At 46.9% G+C, this 26130-nt stretch carries 23 protein-coding genes; 9 read left to right on the forward strand and 14 right to left on the reverse strand.

Features of this window, described 5'->3' with window-relative positions; translation table 11 throughout:
* Positions 1-15: 15 nt before the first annotated feature.
* The 5 genes from AAAA73_RS04340 to rpmG all read right to left on the reverse strand — a co-directional run bounded on the left by AAAA73_RS04340 (position 16) and on the right by rpmG (position 2973).
* Positions 16-708: a hypothetical protein gene (locus AAAA73_RS04340; RefSeq protein WP_340596951.1), complete on the reverse strand. Its 693-nt coding sequence runs from the start codon at positions 706-708 to the stop codon at positions 16-18.
* Positions 709-713: 5 nt separating this feature from the next.
* Positions 714-1466, reverse strand: a complete 753-nt coding sequence (locus AAAA73_RS04345) for a hypothetical protein (protein ID WP_340596952.1) — start codon at positions 1464-1466, stop codon at positions 714-716.
* 117 nt (positions 1467-1583) lie between these two features.
* Positions 1584-2276: a hypothetical protein gene (locus AAAA73_RS04350; RefSeq protein ID WP_340596953.1), complete on the reverse strand. Its 693-nt coding sequence runs from the start codon at positions 2274-2276 to the stop codon at positions 1584-1586.
* The gene (gene dcd / locus AAAA73_RS04355; RefSeq protein WP_142700723.1) at positions 2258-2794 is read right to left on the reverse strand and encodes a dCTP deaminase; all 537 of its coding nucleotides are present in this window, start codon (positions 2792-2794) and stop codon (positions 2258-2260) included. The genes AAAA73_RS04350 and dcd overlap by 19 nt, the downstream gene beginning before the upstream one ends.
* Positions 2794-2973, reverse strand: a complete 180-nt coding sequence (rpmG, locus tag AAAA73_RS04360; protein ID WP_142700722.1) for a 50S ribosomal protein L33 — start codon at positions 2971-2973, stop codon at positions 2794-2796. The genes dcd and rpmG overlap by 1 nt, the downstream gene beginning before the upstream one ends.
* A gap of 455 nt (positions 2974-3428) precedes the next feature.
* Here rpmG and AAAA73_RS04365 point away from each other — a divergent pair, with 455 nt between their 5' ends.
* The gene (locus AAAA73_RS04365) at positions 3429-3836 is read left to right on the forward strand and encodes a response regulator (protein ID WP_340596954.1); all 408 of its coding nucleotides are present in this window, start codon (positions 3429-3431) and stop codon (positions 3834-3836) included.
* Between the two features lie 9 nt (positions 3837-3845).
* On the forward strand, positions 3846-4736 hold the full coding sequence (locus tag AAAA73_RS04370; RefSeq protein ID WP_340596955.1) for a hypothetical protein: 891 nt from the start codon (positions 3846-3848) through the stop codon (positions 4734-4736).
* 5 nt (positions 4737-4741) lie between these two features.
* Here the strand turns inward: AAAA73_RS04370 and AAAA73_RS04375 are convergent, their stop codons facing one another.
* Complete coding sequence (locus AAAA73_RS04375) at positions 4742-6691, reverse strand: ATP-binding protein (protein ID WP_340596956.1); 1950 nt, start codon at positions 6689-6691, stop codon at positions 4742-4744.
* Complete coding sequence (locus AAAA73_RS04380; RefSeq protein ID WP_340596957.1) at positions 6688-8538, reverse strand: FecR domain-containing protein; 1851 nt, start codon at positions 8536-8538, stop codon at positions 6688-6690. Before AAAA73_RS04380 ends, AAAA73_RS04375 begins: the two co-directional genes overlap by 4 nt.
* A gap of 110 nt (positions 8539-8648) precedes the next feature.
* Here AAAA73_RS04380 and AAAA73_RS04385 point away from each other — a divergent pair, with 110 nt between their 5' ends.
* The 3 genes from AAAA73_RS04385 to AAAA73_RS04395 all read left to right on the forward strand — a co-directional run bounded on the left by AAAA73_RS04385 (position 8649) and on the right by AAAA73_RS04395 (position 13043).
* Positions 8649-10484: a SpoIIE family protein phosphatase gene (locus tag AAAA73_RS04385; protein ID WP_340596958.1), complete on the forward strand. Its 1836-nt coding sequence runs from the start codon at positions 8649-8651 to the stop codon at positions 10482-10484.
* A 33-nt stretch (positions 10485-10517) separates the two neighbouring features.
* On the forward strand, positions 10518-10988 hold the full coding sequence (locus AAAA73_RS04390; RefSeq protein WP_340596959.1) for a hypothetical protein: 471 nt from the start codon (positions 10518-10520) through the stop codon (positions 10986-10988).
* Between the two features lie 117 nt (positions 10989-11105).
* Entirely contained in the window at positions 11106-13043 is a 1938-nt protein-coding gene (locus tag AAAA73_RS04395) for a response regulator (RefSeq protein WP_340596960.1), read from the forward strand.
* A 29-nt stretch (positions 13044-13072) separates the two neighbouring features.
* Here the strand turns inward: AAAA73_RS04395 and AAAA73_RS04400 are convergent, their stop codons facing one another.
* Genes AAAA73_RS04400 through AAAA73_RS04410 form a run of 3 tightly spaced genes read right to left on the reverse strand, consistent with a single transcriptional unit; the run spans position 13073 to position 16614 of the window.
* Positions 13073-14833: a hypothetical protein gene (locus AAAA73_RS04400; protein WP_340596962.1), complete on the reverse strand. Its 1761-nt coding sequence runs from the start codon at positions 14831-14833 to the stop codon at positions 13073-13075.
* The gene (locus tag AAAA73_RS04405) at positions 14830-15435 is read right to left on the reverse strand and encodes an ATP/GTP-binding protein (RefSeq protein ID WP_340596963.1); all 606 of its coding nucleotides are present in this window, start codon (positions 15433-15435) and stop codon (positions 14830-14832) included. Before AAAA73_RS04405 ends, AAAA73_RS04400 begins: the two co-directional genes overlap by 4 nt.
* Before the next feature lie 45 nt (positions 15436-15480).
* On the reverse strand, positions 15481-16614 hold the full coding sequence (locus AAAA73_RS04410; protein WP_340596964.1) for a phospholipase D-like domain-containing protein: 1134 nt from the start codon (positions 16612-16614) through the stop codon (positions 15481-15483).
* Between the two features lie 106 nt (positions 16615-16720).
* On the opposite strand from AAAA73_RS04410, the gene AAAA73_RS04415 reads away from it, so the two are divergent.
* The gene (locus AAAA73_RS04415) at positions 16721-17395 is read left to right on the forward strand and encodes a hypothetical protein (RefSeq protein ID WP_340596965.1); all 675 of its coding nucleotides are present in this window, start codon (positions 16721-16723) and stop codon (positions 17393-17395) included.
* A 30-nt stretch (positions 17396-17425) separates the two neighbouring features.
* Here AAAA73_RS04415 and AAAA73_RS04420 read toward each other — a convergent pair whose 3' ends face one another.
* Together AAAA73_RS04420 and AAAA73_RS04425 are read right to left on the reverse strand one after the other, a co-directional pair.
* Positions 17426-18268: an MBL fold metallo-hydrolase gene (locus tag AAAA73_RS04420; protein WP_340596966.1), complete on the reverse strand. Its 843-nt coding sequence runs from the start codon at positions 18266-18268 to the stop codon at positions 17426-17428.
* A gap of 21 nt (positions 18269-18289) precedes the next feature.
* Positions 18290-19582, reverse strand: a complete 1293-nt coding sequence (locus tag AAAA73_RS04425; RefSeq protein WP_340596967.1) for an enoyl ACP reductase FabMG family protein — start codon at positions 19580-19582, stop codon at positions 18290-18292.
* A 172-nt stretch (positions 19583-19754) separates the two neighbouring features.
* Between AAAA73_RS04425 and AAAA73_RS04430 the strand changes: the two genes are divergently transcribed.
* Genes AAAA73_RS04430 through AAAA73_RS04440 form a run of 3 tightly spaced genes read left to right on the forward strand, consistent with a single transcriptional unit; the run spans position 19755 to position 21493 of the window.
* A complete protein-coding gene (locus tag AAAA73_RS04430; protein WP_340596968.1) occupies positions 19755-20288 on the forward strand; it encodes a DUF3465 domain-containing protein in 534 nt (177 codons plus the stop codon).
* A 21-nt stretch (positions 20289-20309) separates the two neighbouring features.
* On the forward strand, positions 20310-21044 hold the full coding sequence (locus AAAA73_RS04435) for a helical backbone metal receptor (protein WP_340596969.1): 735 nt from the start codon (positions 20310-20312) through the stop codon (positions 21042-21044).
* The gene (locus tag AAAA73_RS04440) at positions 21041-21493 is read left to right on the forward strand and encodes a bis(5'-nucleosyl)-tetraphosphatase (protein WP_340596970.1); all 453 of its coding nucleotides are present in this window, start codon (positions 21041-21043) and stop codon (positions 21491-21493) included. Before AAAA73_RS04435 ends, AAAA73_RS04440 begins: the two co-directional genes overlap by 4 nt.
* Here AAAA73_RS04440 and AAAA73_RS04445 read toward each other — a convergent pair.
* Positions 21490-24774 (reverse strand): hypothetical protein, encoded by a 3285-nt coding sequence (locus AAAA73_RS04445; protein WP_340596971.1) that lies wholly within the window; start codon positions 24772-24774, stop codon positions 21490-21492. The genes AAAA73_RS04440 and AAAA73_RS04445 overlap by 4 nt on opposite strands.
* Positions 24761-25894, reverse strand: a complete 1134-nt coding sequence (locus AAAA73_RS04450; protein WP_340596972.1) for a hypothetical protein — start codon at positions 25892-25894, stop codon at positions 24761-24763. Before AAAA73_RS04450 ends, AAAA73_RS04445 begins: the two co-directional genes overlap by 14 nt.
* Positions 25895-26130: the final 236 nt, after the last annotated feature.

The raw sequence follows: 26130 nt of genomic DNA on the forward strand, positions 1-26130 counted from the left end.
TATGTGCTCCCTTTTTTACTGGAATGCGTAAACGAAGGATGCTCCGACAATGTGATTGCTTACAGAGGTGACGGGAACGTCGAAGCCTTGTGAGGCATCTAAAGCCTTATTCCATACGTTCTCGTCTTCCGTAATCATGCGGGCGAATACTTTTACGATCGCTGATTCAGTTAAGTAAGTGTAGTAGCCTAAAGTCAGGATGATATTTTTATTAACGGCGGCGATACTGCCACCGGAAGCCGGTGAGGACCAAGAGATCCAGCTGTATGCCATACCAACTCCCCCGGACACAAAGGGAGTGCCCCAGTCCGTCTTGTAGTTTAACTCAGACGAAATGCCCAGGCTGGTTCTAAGGATCTGAAAATCAGTGCTGTCCAGAAGGGCGGCATCAGATGAAAAATGAAGATTGTTAAAGGCAAAGGTCACTTCCGGGCCGGTTTTAAATCCGAATCCCTTGGCTTGGTTTCGGGGAGGCGCGATGGCAAGGCTTATCGCATTAGCAAATTGTCCAACGCCGTCGCTGTTCGAAGCACTTGCATTCGGTGATTTGATGCTCTCCCGATCCAGCAAAAAGACGGTCGTGCTATTCATTGCTAAATCAAAAGAAACTGAGTTTGGCAGATAGGATGTGATCTTCTCTGTAAGAGAAGTCTCCTGCGCCAAAGCAGACTGAGAAAATAGCATTAATAAAGCGATCAAGGATTTCATCAGGTTTACTTTGTCTGTGCTCTTGTGTCCAACTCGGTCTTCATTTGTTTGGCGATTTCGACAAACATATATGCCAGTGCTGGGAAGTCTTTAACCGCACTATTGAAGTTCGGAATGCCAAAGCCTTCGTACCTTGTACCCAGCTCAAGGATGCGGGAGGCGTTGTTTATGCCGTCTTGGGTTGAAGCAATACAGGCAGTAAGCACTTCAGAACTCATGGTTTTTATAACAGTAGCGGATGTTTTATTAGCCAGAACATCTTGAGTGATGCCGTTCCCAGTGAATGTTCTAACCATTAAAAAGAAGAGCCTAAAACGTATTTCCATTTCAACGTTGGATACATCGCGATTCTCTACGGCTAGAGTGATGTTATTAACATTCTGTCTGGCATACACATCACCCAGAAAGCGATAGGCTTTCTTTCTGGAATTGATGATTCGTTCTTTCTCGGGAAAAAGAACCACTCTGGTGTCACCCAGTTCAATCAGCTTGTCGGCTTTTAAAATATACTTTTCCAAAAGCACCTGAACGGTTTCTAACTCTGGAATTGGAGGAACTGGTTCATTTTCTGGAAGGGGTTTTAGTGCCGCATTCAAATCCATCTCATGCTGTTTCAATTCCGCAGCGATTTGATCCAGGTTTGCAACTCCATCAGAATGTACTTGAGTGTCTTCAGTCTTTTTAACGCCCTCTTGGCAGGCCGTTGTGAACGAAATCATTAGCGCAGAAATGGCGATCAAAAGTACCGGCTTTTTCATAAGTCATTCCCTCAGGATTTTGGATGGTCGATTTTACCATTTTCCTTAGGAGTTCTCTTGTTTTGAGTATGTGCTGGTAGATAAGTAAAAAGGTGTAGATAAGTTCGACAGAGACGATTAGTTCAGGATTTTAGCGGTGCCGATAGCGGCACCTGTGACGCGGGCTTGGTTTACTATCAAGCCGGTATAGATTCCTGCCGCCTGCTGGCTGGCTGGATAAGCGCTGTTAAGGTCGCCGGAGCTGTTAGTATCCAGATCCGCAGTGGCTGCGGCGTAAGGGGTGTATCTCCAGATCAGAACGCGGGTTTTATTGCTGCCACCGGTGTCGTTATGGATGTCGATCACGAAATCCAAAGCCAGGGGCGCATACATATTGGTGATGGAACTTGCGACCGTCACCCAGTTGCCATTCACGCCGACTTGCACACCGACATTGATGCCGTTGCGAGTGAACTTAACGGCAATCCCGGAATTTTCCGTAACATTCAGATCGTTGGAATTAAAAACCAAAGTGGTCGTGGCAGTCATGCTGCCGTCCAGTTGGCCTTTGAAGACGAAGGAGTTGTTGGTCAGAACTCCCGCCAGGGGAGTCATAAATCTGACTTTGCCGATGCCATTGATTTCAGTCGCGGTGGCCGTGGTTAAGGTGCCGCCGATTTGTGTGTAGGAATCGATGCCGGTGAATTCGTCGGAAGTGGAACCGCCGCAGGCGCTTAAAAATAGAAAAGGCGAGAGGACAAGTCCACTCACCAATACAGTTGATAACGCATTTGCAGCTTTTCGAGAGAATCTTAGAACGAATTTTTCCACATCATTGATTCCACTGGTAAAGGAAGCTTCTCGTTGTACTTAGCAGAAGGCTTCACGTTATACGGCGTGAGGATTTCACCTTTTACTTCAAAGTAGATCAACTGCCCAACGGGCATTCCAGTGTAAACTCTGACGGGTTGTTTTACGGAGATTTCAAGAGTCCAGAAGTTGCAAAAACCAACATCGCCCTTACCAGCTGTCGCATGGATATCGATACCAAGGCGACCGACACTGGATTTACCTTCAAGGAATGGAACGTGTTTCAAAGTCTCAGTGTATTCCTGAGTAACGCCCAAATACAAAGTATCCGGCATAAGGACAAAGCCCTCATCCGGAATCTCGAAGGTACGAATCTTGTTATGCTTCTTAGCGTCCAGCACTTCGTCTTCATACACTGCAAGAGTTTTACCCAAGTGAACATCGTAAGAGTTCGTACCCAGGCATTCTCTGCGGAAGGGCTCAACCTTGATTGTGCCAGCTTCCATGTGTGAGAGAATCTGCTGATCCGTAAGAATCATTACTTAGTTTCTCTGTGAACCGTGTGACGTTTCAAGTTTGGATTGTATTTTTTCTTTTCAAGACGGCTTGGAGTCTTAGTTTTGTTTTTCGTTGTAGTGTAACGAGAAACTGGTTTGCCTTCACCGCGAGCTTCAGTGCACTCAAGAGTGATGATGATTCTTCCTGATTTTTTAGCCATTTCGTACCTCTTAAACTTATATGTATTGCCTCGCGGAATATGCGAGAAATGACAATACCTTTTCGAAGGGGCTCAAGGTATCAAAGGAAAATAGAAACTTCAACAGACAATTTCACCTCTTACGAGGGAAATCGTAATGACCTTCCCTCGTACATGCCTAATCTAAGGGCAGCTCCGAGGGGAAAGGTGGAGTTCGCTCGGGTCTGTGAACCATACTCCAGAAGAGGGTGGATTTCCAGAGCAGTAGCGTCATACGCCTAAGGCCTGTCTGGTATTATTTACAGGCCTGTTTCCTAAAAACAATGAGTTCACTCCATACCAAGAGTATGGAGTCCGGGCTGGTTATCTATAGCTGGAGCCCGCAAAAAGTCCAGCCCCAGAGAGGGACATGTGAAATCGGTTGTTAATTGACCGAGGAATTTTCTAAAATAGGGGAACCGTTTGAAGGAGTCCCAATGTTTCCCCTCGAAACCCGCATCTTGGTAATTGATGACATGCCCTCTATCAGAGACTTGGTGAAAAACACACTCAAGGCGATGGGCTTTAAAAATATTCAGGAAGCCGGCGATGGAGAGGAAGGATTGAAAGTCCTTATGCAAACCAATGTGCCGGGTTCCAGCATTCAACTGGTTATTTCTGACTGGAATATGCCGAAAATGAAGGGCTTGGAATTGTTGAAGCACGTTCGCGCGACAGCGGAATGGCAAAACCTACCATTTGTACTTTTAACTTCTGAGTCAGAACGCGATCAGGTGACAGAGGCGGTACTTGCCGGTGTCTCCCAATATATCGTGAAACCATTTTCAGCGAAAATTTTTGAAGACAAACTTAAAGCAGCTTGGACTAAACACAATCCAAAATAAGTGAGGGGTATGGAACAATCCCAAACATTTTCTCCACGGGCCGGTCTGAAAAGAACACTTTCGGACAGAGCGCTGTTAAAGCTTTTCTACTATCTTCTGATCCCGGTGGCATTGGCATTTGTACTGCCATTTGTGCCGATGATCCTGATGGCGCTGGAAGATGGAACTCCTCTGACGGCTATTAGTTTCGTGGCTTTGGCGATTCCAATGCCGGCAATCATTCTATTTCAGGCATTTTCGTTCTTCAAGCCTTTGGCATTTTCACAAGTAACGATTTTTCCGGATCGTTTGCAAATGTTGGGCAAAGACAAAAAGAATATCGACGTGAGTTTCGCTGATATCAAGGAAGTGAAGCTGTCTCATCTGCCATATCAAGGCGGTTCTTTTACCCTGGTGATGAAGGATGATACCAAATACAGATTCACAGTGATTCTGGAGCGCAGTGAATATGTGCTGGAGGCAATTTCCTCTTTCAACCCTGAGTTGTTACCACCGACATCATTTGAAACTTACCGCCGCACGGCCATCTGTGCGGATCACAACTACACTCGTATGAACGATTCTTTGAAAAACTGGCGCATGCTGGTTGTGAAGTACATGTTGCTGCCGGTGATTATCTCGGTGGTGGTTCTGCTACTGGCTCCATATGTGGGGCACGTGTCCATCACAGATGACCTGGACAACGTATTTCGCAAGATTACGCTGGTAAATTTGATCTTAGGAGTGGCGAGCTTCCTGATTCCTGCTTTGTACATCACGGGTTTGACCAACCAGGCTTTGATAAAAGAACCGAACAACGCTCGCCGTAACATGGCCCTGGAAGGCAAAGTTTATAAAATAGCGACTGTCGTCCATTGGGTGACATTTGTTGCTTTTGTTATTTACATTGTCATGCGCTAAGCGGATTAAGCGGCTTTGATTTTTTTTGCCGGCAATAGCTCGGTGATATAAGGCACTTCAACCAATAGGGAAGTGCCTTTTCCATTTTCAGAGGTGACGCTGACGACACCGCCCAGATTTTCTGCAGCGTATTTAATCGCATCCATACCCACGCCACGCCCTGAGGTTTCAGTGACCTGTTCGCGGGTGGAGAACTGGCTGTCAAAGATATGCTGAATCACTTGTTCATCTGACTCTGCGGAAACATCCAGGCCCTTGGCTGTCAGTTTCTTGCGAATGATTTCCGGATTCACCCCAGCACCATCATCTTTGATGCGGATTTGCAGCCAATCGACGTCCGGTTTTCTTAGAACATCAAACTGCACGGTGATCGTGCCGGCTGCTGATTTGCCGGATTCCTCGCGCTGAGAAGGGGCTTCAATTCCATGATCCACAGAGTTGCGGAAGGAGTGCACGAAAGTCGCAAACAAACCGGAATAGATCTCTGGCAATACTTTGATCTCAGAATTATTGAAGATCACCGGATTTAGTTGCTTATCCTGCTTTTCAGCAAGCCTCAGAGCGACATCACTATAGGAAGTAAAGAATGAACCAATCGGTTCCATCAAAAAGTCATTCATGATCATGCGGGCAGCAGCGCCGCCTTGTGGAAGATTTTTTAACTCATCCAATGTGTGCTGCAATTTGCTGACAGGGATTTCCAGCTGGCGTTCCTGTGACAGCGCTTTGTGACCCAGGATCTCCGTGGTTTTATCCAGGAATTGCGCAAAGGATTTTTCCACCAAGTGGCTTTCCTGTTGCAGCTTCTGGTATTGTTCAGCACTGCGGGATTCTTTGAACTCTGCAAGCAGAGTCTCGGCCTTGTGGCAGTATTCCGTCATGTCCTGGATAGAGAACAGAGCGGCTCCGCCTTTCAGGGTGTGCAGCTGGCGGAAAAGGGATTCGTCGTCAGCGGACTCCCAAGAGGCAGTAAGATCATTTTTCAATTCCTGCAGCATGGATTCAGACTCGCGCACAAAGCGACCGATCTGGTTTTTATTCTGAACCATGTTGATGATAAGGTTTGCATAGGCACGGTCTTTTTCCGCCTGCTCCTGTGCTTCCACCAGTCGGGTGATATCAGAAGCCACCATCACGATGCCTTCCATTTTCCCTTCGCTATTGCGAAGAGGGAAGTACTCAAGGGAAATATGGTTGCCTTGGGAATGAGGGTATTTTTCCGGGCCCAATGGTGCCAGATCCTCAAAAGGCAGCATCTCCATAAAAACGGTTTTCATCCATTTTTGGAAGCCATCCACTTTTTTCTCTGGAAGTTTCAAAACATCCCAGATGTTTTTTCCCTGAGGGCGGTCCTCGATGGTGTTTTCACAGGCGCGGGAAGTGATTTCCAGTACGCGGCCTTCTTCGTTGAAGATCAGGAAGCCCTGATTCAAACTGTCGAGGAGGGCAGTCATCATTTGATTCAAACGGGACAATTCGGCCGTGCGATCCGCCACCATCTTTTCGAGATTTTTAGAGTAGTTTTCAAGCTGAACTTTGGCGTCTTCAAGATCTTTGATGACGTCCTCTTTTTGCTCCAGCTCCGCACGATATTTTTTTTGCAGACGTTCTTCCAAAGTCACGTCGCGCACGAAGACGATCCAGTTCTTATCGCCCATGGAATCGAACACCGGTTGCAGGGTCAGTTGAACCTTGCCTTCGCCGCCTTGGGGTGTTTGGAAAGTGACTTCCTTGTAGGGAGTCGGATCGCAGATATGTATAAGTTTATCCAGGCTCTCGATCGGTTCGCTGAAGGTGAACAAGTCCAAAAACTTCATTGTCCCGCGAGTGATCTTTCGGACGGAAAGACCGCAGACAATCGCCGCTGTTTCGTTGCAATAGATGACCCGTTGTTCTGCATTCAGAACAAATACGGGCTCTAGCAAGGTGTCGAACAGCGAGTATTGTATTTTCATTTTACGAATGTTTCGTTCTTCTGATGGTAAACCGTAAATTCGCGTTTATCCGCCCATTGCGATGGACTGTCGCCCTGTGCTTCCGCGCGCACGCGCCAGTAGATTTTGCCCAATGGAATTTTGGACTTAATCAGGAAGCGGTTGGTCGGCATTGTCGAAGTGTAAAGGATCCTGGAGAAGTCCTCCGTATTGGAAACTTCCACTGTGTATCCAGTGGCACCGGCCACTTTTTTCCATTCAAGCCAGATGAATGGTTCCTGTTGTGTTTGCAGGAAGATGGACATGTTGTTAAACGGTTCCATCAATTGCGGCACAGTCAGAATCGGGCGCATGTCATCGACATTGATATGTCCGATATCACTTGGAGGACTTAGTTGTCCTTTAGGGCTGACAGCATAAACACGGTAGTAGTGCTGGCCTTTTTCCACTTGCGACCACAAAGTCTCGGTGTTTGGCACGTCATAAGTTTGTGGGGTTTGGAAATTAAGATCTTTGGAGACCTGCACGCGATAGCCACGGGTTTTCGCCACGGGTTTCCATTCCAGTTTCGGTGCCATTTCGCTTGCCGGGCGACGCTCTTCAGGACGTGGCAGGCGGAATTTGATGTCTTTGGCAATCAACTCTGGACGATCCGGGATCGGTTCTTTCTTCGCAGTCACTTGAACAGTGAAGGGAACTGATGCAGACCATGCGGAATTTTTCTTGTCAGTTGTAGCGCCACTGACACGAACCCAGTAAGTGCCTGTTGCCAGGCGGGGCGTCAGGATACTTTGAACGCCAGCATTGCCTTCTTTAACGATGGCAGAGAACTGTTCATCCCTGGAAATTTGCCAGTGATAGGATTTTAGCAAAGGAGCCGCGGACCAGCGAACCTCGGTGGAGATAGCCAGTTGTGACGGATCATTCGTTTCAATTTCCATCTGGAAGCGGGCGTCAGTGGTTGGGGACGTAATGACCGGAGCATCCAAATGCGCCAGAGTCATCTGACGAATTTCCGAAAAGCCCACAGTTCCATTTTTATCGTAAGCTTTCACGCGCCAGAAATAAGGACCTGGCTCCAAAGGTTCGACGACATCCGTTTTGCCTTCAGCGGTTTCTTTAAGTACAGCCACATGGTCAAACTGACCGTTTGGTGAAACTTCCATTTCAAAGCGGGTGATGTTGCCATTACCTCTCCATGCAAATGGCATGGCGTCGTCAGGATTTTCTCTGACAAACACTGTGTTGTTCGGAGTTTGCAGCTCGATGGTTGGTTTTACCAAAGGCTTCATACCTTGCTGAGATACGGCAACAGGTTGGGACTTTTGCAGAACTTTGCGCTCTTTCTTGTCCTGATAATTCAAGTCGCCGGAAAGCAGGCGAAGATCGACGTTTCCAGAATGCGATTTTTTGAATTCGATTTTACCGGAACCATCCAGGTTGAACTCTTTTTCGCCGGATTTGATCTTAAGCGCGGTGCCTTTGGTGATATCACCCACCAAGTTACCATAACGAAGGTCCAGCATCATCTGACCGTTCTTCATGTTCAAAGTGATCAATGAGTTCGGAGAGATGCGGATGATAGTGCCATCCTGAAGACGAATTTGAGCTTCGGATCTTTCACCAGTATAAATGGAATCGTTATCAAAGATCTGGTCTTCGCGATTGGCTGGCAACCAGCTGAATGTGTCCAGATTTTTTCGACGCACGTCATTTTGAGAAGTGGCGACAGAGCCAATTAAATCCAGCTGACTGTTGTTGGATTTAGGGAATAGCAAAGAGTCATCGTACAAGAAGTACGAAAAGAGCAGTAGAACAAGTACTGCGATTGTAAATATGGTTTTCTCAGTTTTGCCTAAACGTGACATAAATCTCCCGTGAATCTCTTCGGTTAAGTGGGGAAATTAATTTACAGACCTTTGGCTAACTTATATGAGAATTTCTTTTCGGGATTCCTGTTACGGGGCATACTAACTCTGTGAAAAAACGTGGATTATCAATAAGATATAAAGTTCTTTTGCTACTAACTTCCATCCCTTTGATTACATTGACGGCATATCTGGTGCTGGCAATGCGAATCTTTGAAGATGATAAAATTGCTTACGTATTTGACTCATCAAGTACCATGTCGGGCACAATGGCGGCTCAAATTAAGACACAGCTTAATGCCGTGTTGGGCACAGCCAAACCGATCTATCAGGATTATTTGTCCGTGTATAAGTTCACACCCGTGGCGAAATCCATTTTCGACAATGAAGACAACATCGAGAATGTGATCGTCTTTACTCCGAATGAGCAGGGGCAATATCAAAAAGCTGCGTTCCTGGAAAAGATAGCTGGTGGTTCAGACGGTTTTCTGAATTCCATTCAGAGCAAGCTGCCAATGTATTTCACAGAGGTGGATGCGAGCCAGCGTATCGTGAAAGTTCCCTTCAACGATGATCGCGTGTTGATCATGGATAAAGTCTGGAATCAGGATAAAACCAAAGCGACGATTTTCGTTATTCTGGTCAGAATGGGCGAAACGGCGGAGATGTTTAAAGGTGCGACTTCGCAGCACATGTATCTGGTTTCCGCGGATGGAACTGTTTTGTTCGGGCCAGAGAATCTGGTGGGGCAAAACCTGAAAACAACGGTGGCACCGAATTTCCTGACGGACCCGACAAGCAGAATCCCGCAAGGGGCGGAAACTGTGAAAGCCGCAAATGGTGTGGATTATCTGGTGTCATTTTCAAAAGCCGGCTTCGGTGATCTGACAGTTGTCACGACCATTGAAAAATCCAAAGCTTTGAGTGCGGTTCAGATCCTGATCCGAAAATCTTTGATCTTCTTTGGTATCTTGATTTCCCTGACAGTGATCATCAGCTTGTTTGCCTCCACGGGATTGACTCAGGCTTTGACTCAGTTGTTCACCGCAACCAAAAAAGTTTCGGAAGGTGATTTCAACGTGCGTGTAAAAGTGGACTCCAACGATGAAGTGGGCAGCCTAGCTGACAACTTCAATCTGATGGCGGCCGAAGTGTCCCGTCTTTTGGAGCAAACTGCTGAAAAAGCCCGTATGGAATCCGAGCTGCAAACTGCCAAAACGGTGCAGGAAACTCTGTTTCCGGAAGCACGCGCCAAGATCGGTCCACTTTCAATTGCAGGTTTTTACGAGCCGGCATCTGAGTGCGGTGGCGACTGGTGGCATTACTGCAAAGTTGGCGAAAAAATCTTCCTGTGGATCGGGGATGCAACTGGACACGGAGCCCCTGCCGCTTTGATCACAAGTGCCGCGAAATCCGCTTCGACAATCATCGAACAACTGGATATTTCTCCGGCAAAGGCGATGGAACTGTTGAATCGTTCGATTTATGATGTTTCCAAAGGGCGCATTATGATGACGTTCTTTTTGGCCTCTTTTGATTTGCAGACGGGACGCCTGGTCTATTGTAACGCTTCTCACGAGGCGCCATTCCTGATCAAGAAATCAGATGATCCATTGAAGAAGAAGGATCTGGTGGCTTTGAATGAAGTGAACAATCCAAGATTGGGTCAGTCACGTGAATCGGTTTATGAACAAACCAGCATTCAGGTCTCTGAGGGTGATGCCGTTTTCTTCTATACAGATGGAATTCCGGATATTCAGGATCCCGCAAAAACATCCTGGGGTGAACGTGAGTTCATCAAGGCTTTGATCGCTGCAAACAAGGATTTTCCTTCTGTGGCGGATTCCGTGGATCGTTTTGCAACAAGTTTCCAGACGCATCGCCAAGGAGCGCCTTTGGTCGATGACGTGACATTTTTTGTGGTTAAAAACGACGGCATTCAGTAAAATTGTAGATGGATTTTTTAGGGAGAATTAGGGATGAGTAAACTCGACGTAAAAATGAACAAAGCATCTGATAAGTTGTCTGTACAGATGACGGGCACAATTGACGAAGACGTTGATTTTGCACAGTTTGATTTGGGCGGAAATCAGCAGATCGAAATGGAACTGGCTGGCGTTAAGAGCATCAATTCTTGCGGTATTCGTGAGTGGATCAAATGGATGGGCACAGCGGGAGCTGCAAACATCACTTTTGCCAACTGCCCGAAGGTGATCGTTGATCAAATCAACATGGTGGATGGCTTTTTGCCGAGTTCTGCGAAAGTTTCTTCGTTCTTCGTTCCTTATTACAACGATGATTCCGGTGCGGAAAAGAATGTCTTATTCCGATACGGTACTGAATTCAAAGAGGGTTCAGTGACGCCACCACAAGGTATTAAGGACGAAGAAGGTAACGAAATGGAAATGGACGTTATCGAAGCCAAATACTTTAAGTTCATCAAGAAGTAAAAACCCCAGACAAGAGTCTGGTTTTTGGGTCCAGAAAACGAAGCGAGTGCTGCAGTCCAGCCTCGCTTTTTTAATTTCCTCCTTAATTTACGCAAGGTTATTACCGACAAGTGAGTCGTGAGCGAAAATAAAAGTAAAATCCTTATTTTGGAAGATGACGAATCGGTCTCTGCGGCACTGAAGGAAATTCTGGGCCGGGCAGGTCATACCGTCTTCGTGGCAAGTCGTCCTGATGAAGCGACGACCTTGCTGACTTCCAATAATATCGAATTTTTATTTTGTGACTGTATGTTGCCGCAAATGACGGGGATTGATTTCATCACTCGTGTGCGCACCGAACATCCTAATTTGCGTTTTAAAGTCGTTTTGATGAGCGGTATCTTCACGGATAAAGCATTCATTCAGGAATCCACGAATAAAACCCAGGCCCTGGCGTTCTTGCGTAAACCGTTTGAAATGGATCAGGTGTTGAAGCTGGTTAAAAGCGAATCCTCTTCCAAGGAAGAAACGGCCAGCGCGCGTAAACTTTTATATCAAATGTTTTCAAATCCCAAAGTCACCAATCGTCAAAAGCGCAAGGTGATCGAGTCCATCGAGGAGGTCAGTGGCTTTGACTTGCCATTCCTGTATTCCTTGCTGGTCGAGACGAAGAGCTCCGGGTATTTGAATATCTATAACTCTGACGGTTCTGTCTCCGGTATTTCCTTCTGCAATGGCAACATTGTGGGAGTGGACGTGGATGACAAGACAACATTCCTGGGTGAGATGCTGATTCAAAGTGGTTATGCCACTCCGGAAGACGTGCAGACGGCATTGCGTGACAAGAACAATCGCCGAATTGGTAATTATCTTATTCAGAACAATCAACTAAGTCCTCATGCTTTTGACGTGATCCTGATGGAGCAAATGAATATCCGTCTGGTAAAAACGATCGTGGATGAAAAAATCCGCGTGAATTTTGCGGCAGCAGAGGTTGAAATGTCGAATCCAAGCATCGATGCCGATGCGTTGTCATACTATCTGCATGACTGGATTGCTTCGAAGCTGTCTTTGAATTGGTTGAAGTCGTTCTATATGATCTGGACGGGCAACGTGATTGCCAAGAGTCCGACCTATGTGGATGATCACCCGGCATTGAGTATGTCGATGCTTAAATCCCTTGATGGATTCATGGCTAAAATTGACGGGGAAACCACGATCAATAAACTTTTGGATGTTAAAGGTTACACCGAGATCGGTGTTTACAAAGCGGTTCACTTCTTGTTGACGAAGGGTTTGATTGTGTTTGCTCAAAGAGCGGCATTTGAAAGTCCGGAAGTGCAGATGAAGTCCTTGCAAAAAATCTGGAGCAATCTGGAAGGCAAGAATGGCTTTGAAATCGTCACCTACATGGAAAGCGGTACGATGGGATCGTCGCTGGAAAGTGTGCTTGAGGATTTCCTGACGACTTTGGGGCCGGCTCCTGCAGATGACAGATCTGAAGTGGCTGCTCTTTGGAGAAAAATCAAAAAAGAAGCTGAAGATGCAGTTCTAGTTGCACAGGACTCCAATAAAGCGACACAGTTCCGTCAGGAAGCTCAGCGTTCTGAGGCCGAGAATAAACTGAAAGCCAATAGTTTGATGGAAGACATCAAGAAGGCATTGCAGTACACGCAATACGCGAAGGCAATGCCGATGGTTGCAGAAGTCAGCAAGCTCAATCCATCCCAGGCGCAAATCCATCTTTATGGATCGTGGGCTAAACTGGGTGTGGCGGAAAAAGCAGACGGTGTTCGCCGTGCAGCTCTGTGCAAAGAAGTTGAAATGGATATGATGCAGATTCCACCGGATGAGCGCTATGATGCCCTTTATCCGTTTGTCTCTGGTTTGTTCCAAAAAGTTCGTGGTGATGTTGTGGGAGCACGCAAGCAGTTTGAAAAGGCGATTGCGATGGATGCATCCTTCATGTCGGCTCGTCGTGAGTTGGCGTCACTGGGAGCTTCGAAACAACAAAAGCAGGATGTCTTCAACATGGACCTGAAACAAATGGTTTCAGGGTTCTTCAAAAAGAAATAAAAAAAGGCTCCTCTCAGGAGCCTTTTTCATTAGAATTTCCAGAATGCCATACCGTTAAGTTCGATTTGCATTTCTTCTTTCGGAGCAGCGGGATCGTATTTGTAATCCGTCAGCCCCAAGCCATATTTAAGATAGAAATCCTTTTTGATCGGGTAGTAGCCGTTGCCTTCAACTCGGTAGGCACTGCTGACTTTGAAGTCGCTGCCAGAGCCACTTAGGTAATATTGAAGCTTAAGCTCAGACCACTCCATGGCTTTTTTCAACCAAGCCGCCGTGGGTTTGTTTTGCACAAACACTCCCAAGCCGTATGCCATGGAGCTGCCATCCTTGCCCTGAACCATTTGCATCGGGATGCTGAGGCCCCAAGTCTCGTCGATCAGATGGAAGCCCGGAGTTGCGCGCCAGAACAGTTCAGCCGTTGTCAGGTCCACTTCTGGATAATCAGCATTCGTTGTTAAGTGTTGATCACGGCTGATCGCAAGACCCCAATGAAGGCGAGTTGCTGAGCTGTTAATACCCAGGAAGTTTTCAAACCACCATTCAAAACCCAAGGTTCCGAAGGCAATGCCAGAAGGTGTTTGGTAGCGAGCGCCCAACCATCCTGAGAATGGATTGCCGCGTTCGATGTCGAATCCCGCCATGAATGCATTTTCACCACTTTGCACCTGAAGGTAGTGACGAGTGCTTTTGCCTGCTGGCAGATTGCTCAGGTTCCAGCGGAATTTGCTGCCTTCACTTTGAAAAAGGGCATCTTTATCAGAGCCGTCGCCAGAAACCGTGACGCCCGCAGGAACTGCACCTTCCAGTTGTACATTGGAAGAGTAGGTTTTAGTCACAGAGGCTGATGCCAATGAAGGCCGGATTGTTGCCGGTGGAATTGCTCCACGCACATAAAATTCCTGGCGCATTGGAATATCGCCGTCGCCTTTAAGGTAAATGATAGGGCGTTCTTTATTTAGAACAGTTTGCCAGCTTCCATCGGAAAGGCGACGTGCTTTACTGCCATCTGCGGGATCTGCACCGGCTGCGGTAATGACAATGCGTTGACCATTTTCCGTCTGAACCGCATCCTTGAAATCCACTTCATTCATACGTGTTTCGATTTCCAGGAAGGCGCCTGACTGAGTCAGGGCTTTAAAAGAAACGCTCTCAGAGCGGTCATTCAGATAAATGATCCCTTGATTGCCGACCACTTTGCCGTTGATTTCAACCTGCGCGGCCTTTTTTGAAGAAGAGCGCGGAAGGACTTCAAGTTGGCCTTTTGCTGAAGTCAGATAAAGCTCTTTTGAGCACAGATAAGTTTGAGTGTCTTCACCTTGGCGATAAATACAAAAAGTCATGAATGGCAGGTACTTCATGTCTTCAACGATTTTGGAGTCTTTCAGTTCAACCGTCAGACTTGCCAGATCCGAGCGAAGATTTTCCTCGCCACGTTCGTTTTTGGAGAGCTTGACGTTCTCCTGATCCAGACGTGTCGTGAAGATGGCTTTACCCGCATTGTTTTTGATCGCCAACTCGCCATCTTTTAAAAGGTCCGCGGGCCACGTGAATCGCACTTTGTAAGGAGCATCGTTCTTGGTGGGAGCCTGAAGGTCGAAGGTGACTTTAGTTGAATCGATCAAAATATCGCCGACTTTAAGGCGGTCTTCATCGACCAGAGTGTATTCAAAACGTTGCGGTAAAACCTGCAGGTTGTTTTTACTGGCTTGAAAAAGCATTGGTTTGCGGGCATCCGCATGGGAGATCGAGCTTGCGATAAGAGCTAAAAACAAGACACTGTACTTTTTCACTTCAAAAGCTCCTTGTTAATTTCATCGGCACTTTTATGAGTCATGATTGCATTGATAACGGAAAGGGCCGTGGTCATTTTCGAAAGAAAATCCCGGTTGTGACCGATCACGATACGGCGCGGGTGACCCTCCCAGGCTTCCATGATTTTGGCGTTCAGATTGGCTGCCTCTGGGAATGTTTCCGTGCGAATTGGATTGGAAGTGTCGTAGTCATCCATGTCGGCAGTGTCCAGGTGCAGAACCCAATCGTAACGGGAAAACTCTGCGGTTTTGTCGGATTGAATGCTGTCAAAAAAGTGGCTGGGCTCAGAAGGCCAATATGCAAGTGCATCCACAGAGCCGCGATCACAAACGATCAGAGGTTTTTGACTGACCTTGCAGATCATGTCTTCAAGTTCTTTTTGAGTGAAATAAATTGCCCGCTGAGCGTTGATGATACCTTGGGCTTCCTTGTAGCGGGGGAATCCACCACGGTACAGGATGCTGGCTGCTTCAGGGACGATGGCGCATTTCTGTCCCAACTCTTTTTTCAAAGCTTCAATCAATGTGGTTTTGCCGCCTGAGGGGCCGCCGGTAATAACGATTTTTACGTACTGTTTCATAAAACTAGGATCGGATACAACAGAGCCTTAGGTCAAAGCAAAAAATCACAGCATGTAGCGCAGTCGAAAAGCGATTTTGGCAAGGACTCGGGTGAGCCACGAGGAGCTTCGCGCGGTAATGTTTTTTGAGTGACCCAGGTCCGTTTCCCACTGAGTGAGCATGTTGCCAAGAGTGTGAGAGTCCCTGAAGTGAGCGATCACTTCCAAATCGTGAAACAGGCTGCGGTAATTCAAGTTAAACGAGCCCACGTAGACATCATCATCAATCACCATGGTTTTGGCGTGCAAAATAGACTTCTGATACTCAAAGACCGGGATTTTCTTCTCGATCAGGAAGCGAACCAGAAAAAAAGCGGCCCATTGAGAAAATGGGAGGTCTGATTTTTCCGGGATCAGAAGCTTAATGTCCACGCCGCGCTCTTTGGCGCGAATCAAAACTCGCAGTAGGGAACGTTTCGGCAGAAAGTAGGCCGTAGTGATATAGACGCGGGTTTTTGCGTGTGAAATACGGCGAAGTATGTCGCGATAAAGATGTTTGCGCATTTTTTGCGTCGTATTCAGTTGAACCGCCGAGTTGAGAGGGGTTTGCGGAATTCTCCTGCGGCTGATCCAGGATAAAATGCCTTTATAAATAGTGCGCAGATAGGTGATCTGGGTGGCTGTGACGAGTTGTTTGACCGCTGGTCCCTGCATTCTGGCGCCCGTGTCTCTCCAGGCTTTGGCGCCGACGTATTTTTCACAGTGAATCTGGGTGAAGTTCAAACTGCCGACATAGGCGGTTTTTTCATCGATGATCACAATTTTACGGTGATTGCGGCGGTTCATGCGGCGCCACCAGCTGGCTTTGCCTAAAATCTCGAATGCGGGCATGCGACGGAGCCATGATGAGGGATATGGCAGGATATGAAACACCCGCAGCTCAATGCCATGATGTTGGCAGAATTTTAAAATTTGTGGAATCGAAGTGTAGGATCCAAAGCCGTCCAAAATGAGTTTTACGGAAACGCCTCTCTTAACTGCATGGGAGAGCTCGTGAAGGATGTTATCCGTCAGCTTGTCCATATCAAAGATGTAGCTTTCAATGGTGATGTTTTCTTGAGCATTTTGAATGTCTTCAGTCAGACTTGCAAAGAACTCATCACCAGTATGAAACAGCTTAACGTCGCTCCATGAATCCATATGCTGCATTGTTCAATAATAAATTAAAAAAGTCGACAGCAAAGCAGGGGCGAGGGCAAACTTGAAATCTATGGCATCAAGCAAAATAAGTATTATTAGAAAAGTTATGACAGTAAGTCTTCTGGGTGCAATGTGTTGGGGGAGTGCTTTGGCGCAAGCTTCTGTTCCAACCACAAAAACTCGCGTGATCTATTTTGGATTGCAGAATCAAGCGGACTTTGAGTTAAAAGTGAAGCCGGTCTTCGATTCCACGGCGAATTGCAAGTCTTGTGAGATTTTAAACTACACTCCGTATACAACAGAGGGTGCGGTCGATGAGCCTGCTATGCATGAGCGCATTGCAAATCTTCCGGCTGATACCAGCTTTGTGTTTTTTGATTATAATTTAAGATCCAATGAACAAAGCAAAGCTTTGCTGGAGGCTTTGAATAAAAGAGCCGACAGTGGGATGATTGTTGTTGGAACTGCTGGAGCTCCCAGAGAAAATGAGGCTTCTGGACCGCTGACTCGCACGGTTCTGGGGCAGGTTCATAATGCCGTTATCATCGGTGAATTGGGTGATCGCGATCGTTTGATGCCAGCAGCTTTTTATGGGCCAGAGATGCTTACCGCTCTTCGTCCACCAAAAGATAAAATGGGCCAAGGGCAGGCTCCTTTGATTTTTGCTGCTAATTTGGCAGAAAACTGGAACAAGCGCTCTCCTCAACAGTGGACGGATCATTTCAAAATCAAAAAGTCCAAAAACCGCAAAATCTGGATGGATCTGAACGATCTGTTCTAAAAGCAAAAGGCACCTCCGGGTGCCTTTTTTTTATCTTCCGGGGAAGACGACGACACGGGATTGGTGTTCCAGTGGGATTTTGTGTTTCAGGATGCGGGCGATTTCGTGATCTGGGTAGCGGCTGGAAATGTGAATCAGAACGATTTGTTCAGATTCGATTTCGTCCAGGCGCGGGATGATCTCGTCGATATGGGTGTGACCCCATTCGCGGGCGTTCGCGATAGTTCTTTTGTTGTCCAGATAGGTGGATTCCAGGATTAGAATTTTGGATTTTTTAATCCAAGGACGGGAATCCAAAAATTCAATTTGAGTGTCGCCGGTAAAGCTGACTGCCGGGGAGTGATGGATCTCGTTCACTTCCTCACCCTTACGGCGCAGGTTTACAATTTCTTCCTGGCTCAGTCCCTGAAGGTCCGCGCGCAGCTTTTTTGAAGTTTCAAATAGCGTAAAGCCGTAAGATTCAATCCGGTGGGTGGTCGGAAAGACCTTAACATAATTATTTTGATTGAGTTCGATTTCGTCATCGGCTTTGATCGGGATGAATTCAAACTTATATTGATGACCCTCGATTTTTTCCCATTCCCGCATGATTTTGGTCATCGGTTCAACCAACGAGCCCGGCATATAAAAATGACCTGCGTTTTGCGAGGTCATGGCTTTTTGGGAGATGATGTAGGGGATTCCAGCGGCATGGTCCAGGTGACCATGGCTGATGAAAAACTTTTTAAGGTTCAGCAGGTAAGGGTAACCTTGAGCCACGTCGAAACTTAAAGAAAGTTCCGGCATGGCGATGGCAGTGCGGATGCCCGACAGCGAAAGACCATGGAATTTATATTTTTGATAACTCCAGCTTTCTCCCGCCTGAACGGACATGGTGACCCCTTTTTAAGTATGTTACATGCAACGCGCGACGATGTCGTGGCCCAACCAAGCAACCGGTGCTTTCGGCTCCCAGGAATCATGAAGCATCACGTAGCCGCATGATTTGAAGACAACTTCAGACAAAACGGCAGTGATCAGATTCTTCTGATCCTTATGTAAATCAAATAGATAGTCAGAACACTTCAACATGTACTCCATCTGATCCTGACGAGTATGTTGAGGCCATTGCTCGTACTTTGTAAACTCCAAAGTCAGCGGGTTTGTCAGATACTCATCCGTGAAGGCTTTGATTTGTTCAAAGGTCACGCCGTCTTTAAGAAGCTCTTGGCATTGCTTCAAAACTTGTTCGCCGTGTTTCTTATCTCCGGCGTCTTTATGGATAGCTGCAACCAAAGGATAAAGTGATACTTCAACTCCTTGGAAAACTGAAGACGAGTTCGTCAAGATCTCCGGGCAGTTGTAAACGCAGCAATGAACGCCAGTTTTAGCGAAAGCGGTGGAGTAGTCCTCCAACGCCATTTTCGCCCAACCTTGGAAGTAACACGTGTAAGTCTGCCATTTGTAATCGTTTTTAATCAAAATCTCTGTGCCGTGGTATCCGTAAGCTGTGTAAGAAACGTGGCTGCCAGAAGCTTCCAATTTTTTACGAAGTGGGGTGGAAATTTCGACCAGGTGTTTGAAAGTTTCAGCCGTCACTTCTTTAAAGTTGCGTAGGCAGAACTGACCGATTTCAGAATCCATCAAAGTTTTGGAGCCCACGTGGCGGTCGCCCGTGCCTTTGCAAACGCGATTTAAAATCGGCATTACGATTTTAGTGCGGGGAACGCCGCCAGCCATCAAATGCGCAAACAGGACGTTCGCACCCGCTGGGATGTGCTTTTCCAGTTCTTTTACGAAAAGTTCGGTGTTCTTTTTAAAACGCTCGGTTCCGGCTTTTTGTGATTCGTCGATAGCTTTCCAGTCCAGTTTCGCGTTTTCCCACTCGCCCAATTTGATGCCTGCCAATTGGTCACAAGGAGTTTGGCCGTTGGCTGCTGGCTCCATGTCAAAGCCGGCTTCAAGGGGAACGTTGATGAAAGGTTGGGGGATGTTGGCTGTTTCTTCAGCATTCAATGCGCGCAAAGTACCGTCTTTTTCACGTCTGCCGACAGTGGCGCGAACGATCGTCATTCCACGACGTTCAGCTTCTTCAACCAAACCGTTGGCATAACCACGGGAGAAAAGTTCGCCAAACAACACAAGAACGTCGCCCTTTTTGTAGGGACTCAATGCTGGCTTTTCTTGGATTGGGAATAGTTGCGTCATTTTTACCTCGCTTTTGCAAAGGGGACATAGTCATCCGCCTCTGTGAAAGAATCAAGTTTTCAATCTATTTTCGCTCTGCGGGGTTAACAAAACTCTGACAATGAAGCGCCGAATCTTTTCTGGCTTTGTCCGCAGAAATGTCGGACCATTTTTATATGCAAAGGAGTGCATTATGAAACGGATTTTAGCGTCGGTTTTGGGTCTGGTATTGTCGGGATCCATCGCATTCGCAACAGAGGCAGCGCCGGATTGCATCGCAAATGGACAAGTCCTTCCTGTCAACAATGAGCAGATCCTGCTTTGGAAGAAGCAAACCAAGAACCAATATAAAAATCGTGGCCATATCCACGGAGTAGTGACGAATATTTATCCTGGCAAAAAGAGTCACCAGCATTTTCAGGTAAAAATCGGCGAGGGGTCTCGCGATACGATTGAAGTGATTTACAATGTCAGCTTTCGCGAAATTGACAATTTAAGAGTGGGCGCAACAGTGGAGTCCTGTGGTGACTATATCACTTCCAACGCAAAGGCGGGTCACTATAAACCATCTCCAGATGGCGCGATTTTGCACTGGGTGCATCAATCCACAAACAATCGCCACGATTCTGGGTATGTGATGGTGGATGGTGTGTTGCATGGAATGCCATATGGTCGTGAGTTCTATCAGTGGGAACCAGATTTTGACTACATAGCACCAGCCATGTAATCTTCTTTTAAGGAGATAAAAATGCGTGTGGTTTGCATGGTCCCATCGTGGACAGAGACATTGTTAAGAGCGGGAATCAATGTTGTCGGCCGCACGCGTTTTTGTATTCATCCTGCCAAAATGATCACAAACATTCCCATCGTCGGTGGTACCAAGGAAGTTTCCTGGGACCTGGTGATGGATCTGAAACCTGATATCGTTCTTTTGGATCAGGAGGAAAATCCGCTGGAAATGGCGGAGGAATGTCCAGTGAAATATCTCGCAACCCATGTTCACTCGCTGGAGTCCCTGCAGCAGGAACTGATAAAGCTGGGTGAGTTTTTTGAAAATGCGGCGTTGCTGGAAATGGCCGTCGATGTTTTGGATATTCTTGAAAAGCCCAACGCAAAATTTGATGCCATGAAAGTTCCCGGATTTATGGAGTGGGTGAAGATGCCTTCCCAGAATTACTCCGAGGTTCTTTATCTGATCTGGAAGCAGCCGTGGATGGCAGTCAGTGGTGAAACCTATATTGGTTCCGTTTTGCAGAAGCTGGGTATGAAGCCGGTGGAATTTCCGGAAGGCGAAAAATACCCTGTCATTGAACTTGAAGATCATCCCAATGCTCTTTGTCTGTTTTCATCAGAGCCCTTTCCTTTTGCAAAAAAAGTTTCTGACTTAAAAGGTCTTGGTATTGAAGGCGCCGTGGTGAACGGGGAGTCGTTCTCGTGGTTTGGTCATCGCTCCATCGAATTTTTGAAAGAGACTTTAAAGTGACGCGGCCTCCGCGCACCTTATCTGCTGGTATTGTTCCTTTTAAAATCACTGATCAAGGCGTGCGCTTTTTGATTTTGCGCAGTTTTAATTACTGGGATTTTCCCAAAGGGGAAGTCGAGCCGGGCGAGGATCCTCTTGAGGCGGCTGTTCGCGAAATGCAGGAAGAGTCGGGTTTGGTAGACCCGCAGTTTGTTCATGGAAAAAACTTTTATGACACCGAACCCTATAGCAAGGGTAAAGTCGCGCGCTATTTTTTGGCGCAAATATCTGCGGATCAAAAAGTCGTGATGGGAATCAGCAAGGTTCTGGGAGTGCCCGAGCATCAGGAATATCGCTGGGCCAGTGCTGAAGAGTGCGAATACTTGTTTGGCCCAAGACTCTTTCGAGTTTTAGCTTGGGCCAAGGGGAAGTTGGGGATTGCACCACCAAATGGCGGTGCTGGGAATTAGTTTCTGAACATGCCCGGAGTTGCCGGTAAGCCAAGTTTGAAGATTTTGATCAAGGCCTGATTTGCATCTTTAATCACGTCTTCAGAAGTGCTCGAAGTTTGAGGCATGATTGTATTGCCCTTGATTGCCGTCACAAACTTATGGAAGTCTGCAGCGGAACGCAATGCCAGGAAGAAAGTACGATTGCGGGCATCACCGTTGTCCTGCATCTGCGCGCTCGACGTTTCCTGAGCAATCATATAGTAGTCTTCAGTCACATCCACCGGAAGAGTGCGGTCCGAACCTTCACAAAGCATCAAACCACGAGTCACGGAAGCCGCGATTTCGTTTTCACTTAGGCGTGGATTCAATACGTTCATATAGTCAGAGCGGCTGAAGTCATACCAGTTCTTTTGACCCTTTACGAAAAGAGCCGGGTTCAAGTTTACAACCACGCACTGTTCGTATTTGGCAACGCGAACCTTGATCTTGCTTTGTTGAACGGTCAAAGTTTGAGTCGTGTTCACGCCCACACCGTTGGATGTCGCGTTAGCATCAGTCGTTGCCCAGCTGATTGTGTAACCATAGTCCGCGCCGACGTTGAACAAATCCAAAAACTTTTTACCCAATCCAGCCTTCATGGAAACACTGTGGGAGTGAGTTTTTGCAGTCGAGTGCGCTCGGCTCATACCGAAGCTTGTACCTACGCTCAAACCTTGATTGTAGCCTTGCAAGTAACGGCTGCCGATCACTTGTTTTGCAACCATGCGACGCTCAAGTTGGAAGAATCTTGTTGGATCTTTTTTTACGCCGTTAAAGCAATCAGAAGCCAAAACCTGCGCCGTCTGAGGATCCAGCGTGCCGCCTTTGTCCTTATTCATGCGAGGCAAGTAGTCTTGCACCCAGAAAGCACAAAGTTTTTGCGCCACTTCACCAGAAAGTTTACCGGAAGCAATCGTCGCCATCAGGTCCTTCTTGGTTGTCAGCAAACGGGGAGCACGCCCTGTAAGAGCTGGAACCAGGCCACCTAAAGTGTTTTTGTCAGCAGCTGTTTTTAAGTTGATCAAATCCAGATTGTTTTGCTGAGCAAAAGTCGCCGCATTTGCCATTGCCGCCAGATTCTTCATACGCTGGGACTGTTCAATCTGTCCTTGAGCGATGATTTGGGCGATGCCATTTTTCTGAGTGTTTGCGCCTTGGCCTTCAAGCAGGAACTTGTTAACCGCTGTGGCATCAGCGATGCGCACGTTACGACCGGCTTCATCCACATTCAGAACAATCGGACCCATGAAGGTAGGTGTTTCAAGACCTGTTGTCGTGTCGATGGCAGAATCCAAAGATGCTTTTGCGTCTTTCAAAGTCAATTGAGAGTCAGCACCCACTTGAACTTTTGCCTCGTCCACCGGGAAGATCTCAATCAGCATGGTGTTACGGTTGCCCAGGGCCTGAAGGTCCTGAGTTTGGAATTTCATTTCCGTATTGATTTGACCGGAAAGAACCGTCACCAGTTTTTGCGATGCCGTTACAAACGTTCTTTTCGTGTCGTAGTCAGCGTTTTTAACCACGGCCATTTTCAACAAGTAAGTACCATCACGAAGTTTTTGAACTTCGGAACGACCATTGGACAAGCTTGAATACACCAACAAGTGTGGATCCATGCGAACCTGGATTTTCTTGGTTACCGTCATGTTGAACATCGTGTCCACAGAGTAGTTGTAAGAAACCGTGTTGTAAGAGTAAGAATCCAGCATCACCTGAGTGCGAGGACGGTTTTCCTGACGGCAATCCAAAACCAATTTTTCAGTTGGATCCACGTAGCGAAGATCACGAGCCATCGGGCCCCAGTTTTCCCAAGGGTTTACCAGCATGCCGATAGTTTCACTCATACCCAGTTCTGGGTTGGAGATCTTCACAGAGCCTTTGATGAAGCGCTGGCAGTCAAAGTATTTGAATTTGATGCTCTCGTCCCAAGTGACGCAAGAGTTGTTGTCTGTTTTGATGCTGACAGTTTTTTCCGGCTCAGATTCGCTTTGGCGGAACTTGCTGATTGTGAATGTGTGAGCACGCGTGGTCTTTTGATCCAGACCATTTTTAACACAGGCTTTTACGCTGTAGATAGCTTCACGCATAGAAGTTGTTTCTTCACCGACGCGGATGAACTTGAATTCCAGTTGGGAAACTTCGATTTTTGGTTTTTGATAAGTTTCATCATCAATCGTGTTTGCATTGGCTTTTGAAACCTGAATCATCTCGGCATTGATGTACTCAGACAATTTAAAGTCTTTGGTTTGTACTACTTGAGAACCGATTTTTAGGAAATTGGATCCTTTGATTTGGTCATATTCATTCAGCATGTAAATGCCTTCGAAAGGAGTCAGACCTTCCGGTGCATTAACGGCAGACAATTCCAATCCAAACGCGATTTGGCCACGGGTCGGGATCGCTTGCAACGTCATTGGTGCCTTAAGCGCCAAGCTGCCGTTTTCCATTTTAACCTGGATCTCTTCAGTCTGACCCAAGCGACGGTGGATTTCCTTGTTTTTCTCCGTGTAAATGTGGATCAGGCTCATGCGGGCTTTGAATGAACCTGCAGTCAGGTTTTTCAAAACGAACTCACCATTCATTTTAGTCAATTGAATCGACGGCGCACTACGGAATTCCAAAGACAGAGTCACTCCTTGAGTCGACATCTTCTGTTCGATCACGAACAAACGACCGTCTTCCATCCACAACTTACGTGGACGAACTTTCTCGTCAGTGCCATAGCCTTTAAGGGCCAATTCTTTGGCGTTTTCATCTTTTACCAGGGAATCAACCTGTTCTTTGCGCAGGTCAACCACTGCCGGAAGATTTTCCCCATGGGACCATGGGTTGATAGCAAGCTCGATTTCACGAGTGCCTTTTTGCAGACCCAGGCCTTGGATATTGCGATTCATTTGAATGTACTGGGAGTCAGCCAGGTAGTTGTACTTGATTTTTTCAGACCAATTCAGGCAGCCAGCCGTATCGGAAGTGACTTCCTGGTTGATTTCTTTGATAAGGAATTTGTGACCTTTGATCACTCTGTTGTAAGCCACATCTTTTACGCACACAGAGAAGTTGAAAGCTTTGGATTCCGGCAATGCGAAAACACCCGCAGTTTGTTCTGCAGAAGCGGTGCCCTTGATGCTATCAACCGTGAATGTTGCAGCTTCAGTGGTGTTGGAAGCTTTGTCTTTGGGCGCAGGCAGGTTACATGCTGCCAGCGTCATAAGACTCATGCCCAGGATCAGTTTTGCAAAGATCATTTTAGATGTTTGCATAGAAGGTCTCCAACTTAATCATGATAGTTTTCTCGCGTGATTGAACTGTATTTGAGAACATGACTTCTGAATCTCTGTAAGAAGCACCGATATTAAATCCATGCTTTTTAAAGCTGAAAACACTGTCAACACGGTAACCGATACGATTTGTTTCGTATCCACCCGCATTGAAGTAGGCAACTGCCGCCTCTGGTGCCACCGAGAAATACTTGCCGGTCAGAGAGAAATCCAGAGTAGACGACATATGGACAATGGTTCCCAGGGAAAGATTGTAGGCTGTGTTTACGTCTTCTGCAGCCTTTTGATTCTTAAGGTATTCAGCGCCCAATGTGATATCGAACAAAGTGGCCACGGGAATTTGCAGTTCAGTGCTGGCTTCGATGCCGGCATATTCGTTGATGAACTCATAGTGAGCGTCTGAGATCGTGTTCACTTCGTTTCCTAATAACATCGAACTTTGTGCAACCGATGATGGAAGGTTGCTAAATACAAAGTAACCCACGCTGTTTTTCCAGAATGCAGATTTGGATGGGATATAGTTCACATGAATGGCTGCTGTGTTAAGACCCGGAGTTGGCTCTTTTTCCTGGGTGTTTGTGCTTAAAGATGTGGACGTTGGAATCGCAGTTTCAATGACCAGGCCGGTAATTGTGGAACCCATACGAGCCAGTGCCTGAGCGCGCGCCGATGGGAAGGCCATGGAGTCCACCAACAATGAAGTGTGATTGTAGCTTTGGTTCAGGGCACCAGCTGCGAATTGCAGGCTGCTCACCGGTTTAAACATCACCGCCGCCTGATTCAACAGCAGGGCATTTTTCATGCTGTCAGCGCCATCGATAGTTTGCGCCTGACCTGAGATCAGGCGGATAGCTGGTTGCATATCAAGATAGAGGGAATTCGTAAGAATATACTTGGATTTAACTTCCATACGCAGATCCACGTATTTGGATTGCGTTTGATCGTCGCTTTCATCCTGACCCTTCATAGACAAACGCCATTCTGCTGAGAAGCGAGACTTCTCAGAGCTTTCTGATACGTTTAAAGATGACGTGCCTTGAGCGAAGACATCCGTCGCCAGTATCAAAATGAGACAAATTGTTGTAAAGGCGGACCTTTTCATAAAACCCCGTTTGCTGTTGATCCTTCAAGTTCCGTGCACGCTTTGTAATCTTTAAAACAAATATAGGAGGTTTAATAATGCGAGATTCCGTAGGGTGCCAAAAATTGCTCAACAGCGGCTGACTTTGGGGAGCTAGAGCAGGACCTCTAGGTGGTGCCAAGCAGGCATCCAGCCGACGGTTTCCAGAGAGGGCTTCGCATCGGCGGGATGGCGGGTTTGTAGCGAAGGTATTCTGT

Origin of the sequence: Bdellovibrio sp. GT3, assembly GCF_037996765.1 — a bacterium.
GTDB lineage: Bacteria > Bdellovibrionota > Bdellovibrionia > Bdellovibrionales > Bdellovibrionaceae > Bdellovibrio.

Coding starts and splice junctions, on each gene's coding strand:
- AAAA73_RS04340 (WP_340596951.1), bottom strand. CDS start 708: ATGAAATCCTTGATCGCTTTATTAATGCTATTTTCTCAGTCTGCTTTG.
- AAAA73_RS04345 (WP_340596952.1), bottom strand. CDS start 1,466: ATGAAAAAGCCGGTACTTTTGATCGCCATTTCTGCGCTAATGATTTCG.
- dcd (WP_142700723.1), bottom strand. CDS start 2,794: ATGATTCTTACGGATCAGCAGATTCTCTCACACATGGAAGCTGGCACA.
- rpmG (WP_142700722.1), bottom strand. CDS start 2,973: ATGGCTAAAAAATCAGGAAGAATCATCATCACTCTTGAGTGCACTGAA.
- AAAA73_RS04365 (WP_340596954.1), top strand. CDS start 3,429: ATGTTTCCCCTCGAAACCCGCATCTTGGTAATTGATGACATGCCCTCT.
- AAAA73_RS04370 (WP_340596955.1), top strand. CDS start 3,846: ATGGAACAATCCCAAACATTTTCTCCACGGGCCGGTCTGAAAAGAACA.
- AAAA73_RS04375 (WP_340596956.1), bottom strand. CDS start 6,691: ATGAAAATACAATACTCGCTGTTCGACACCTTGCTAGAGCCCGTATTT.
- AAAA73_RS04380 (WP_340596957.1), bottom strand. CDS start 8,538: ATGTCACGTTTAGGCAAAACTGAGAAAACCATATTTACAATCGCAGTA.
- AAAA73_RS04390 (WP_340596959.1), top strand. CDS start 10,518: ATGAGTAAACTCGACGTAAAAATGAACAAAGCATCTGATAAGTTGTCT.
- AAAA73_RS04405 (WP_340596963.1), bottom strand. CDS start 15,435: ATGAAACAGTACGTAAAAATCGTTATTACCGGCGGCCCCTCAGGCGGC.
- AAAA73_RS04410 (WP_340596964.1), bottom strand. CDS start 16,614: ATGGATTCATGGAGCGACGTTAAGCTGTTTCATACTGGTGATGAGTTC.
- AAAA73_RS04415 (WP_340596965.1), top strand. CDS start 16,721: ATGACAGTAAGTCTTCTGGGTGCAATGTGTTGGGGGAGTGCTTTGGCG.
- AAAA73_RS04420 (WP_340596966.1), bottom strand. CDS start 18,268: ATGTCCGTTCAGGCGGGAGAAAGCTGGAGTTATCAAAAATATAAATTC.
- AAAA73_RS04425 (WP_340596967.1), bottom strand. CDS start 19,582: ATGACGCAACTATTCCCAATCCAAGAAAAGCCAGCATTGAGTCCCTAC.
- AAAA73_RS04430 (WP_340596968.1), top strand. CDS start 19,755: ATGAAACGGATTTTAGCGTCGGTTTTGGGTCTGGTATTGTCGGGATCC.
- AAAA73_RS04435 (WP_340596969.1), top strand. CDS start 20,310: ATGCGTGTGGTTTGCATGGTCCCATCGTGGACAGAGACATTGTTAAGA.
- AAAA73_RS04445 (WP_340596971.1), bottom strand. CDS start 24,774: ATGCAAACATCTAAAATGATCTTTGCAAAACTGATCCTGGGCATGAGT.
- AAAA73_RS04450 (WP_340596972.1), bottom strand. CDS start 25,894: ATGAAAAGGTCCGCCTTTACAACAATTTGTCTCATTTTGATACTGGCG.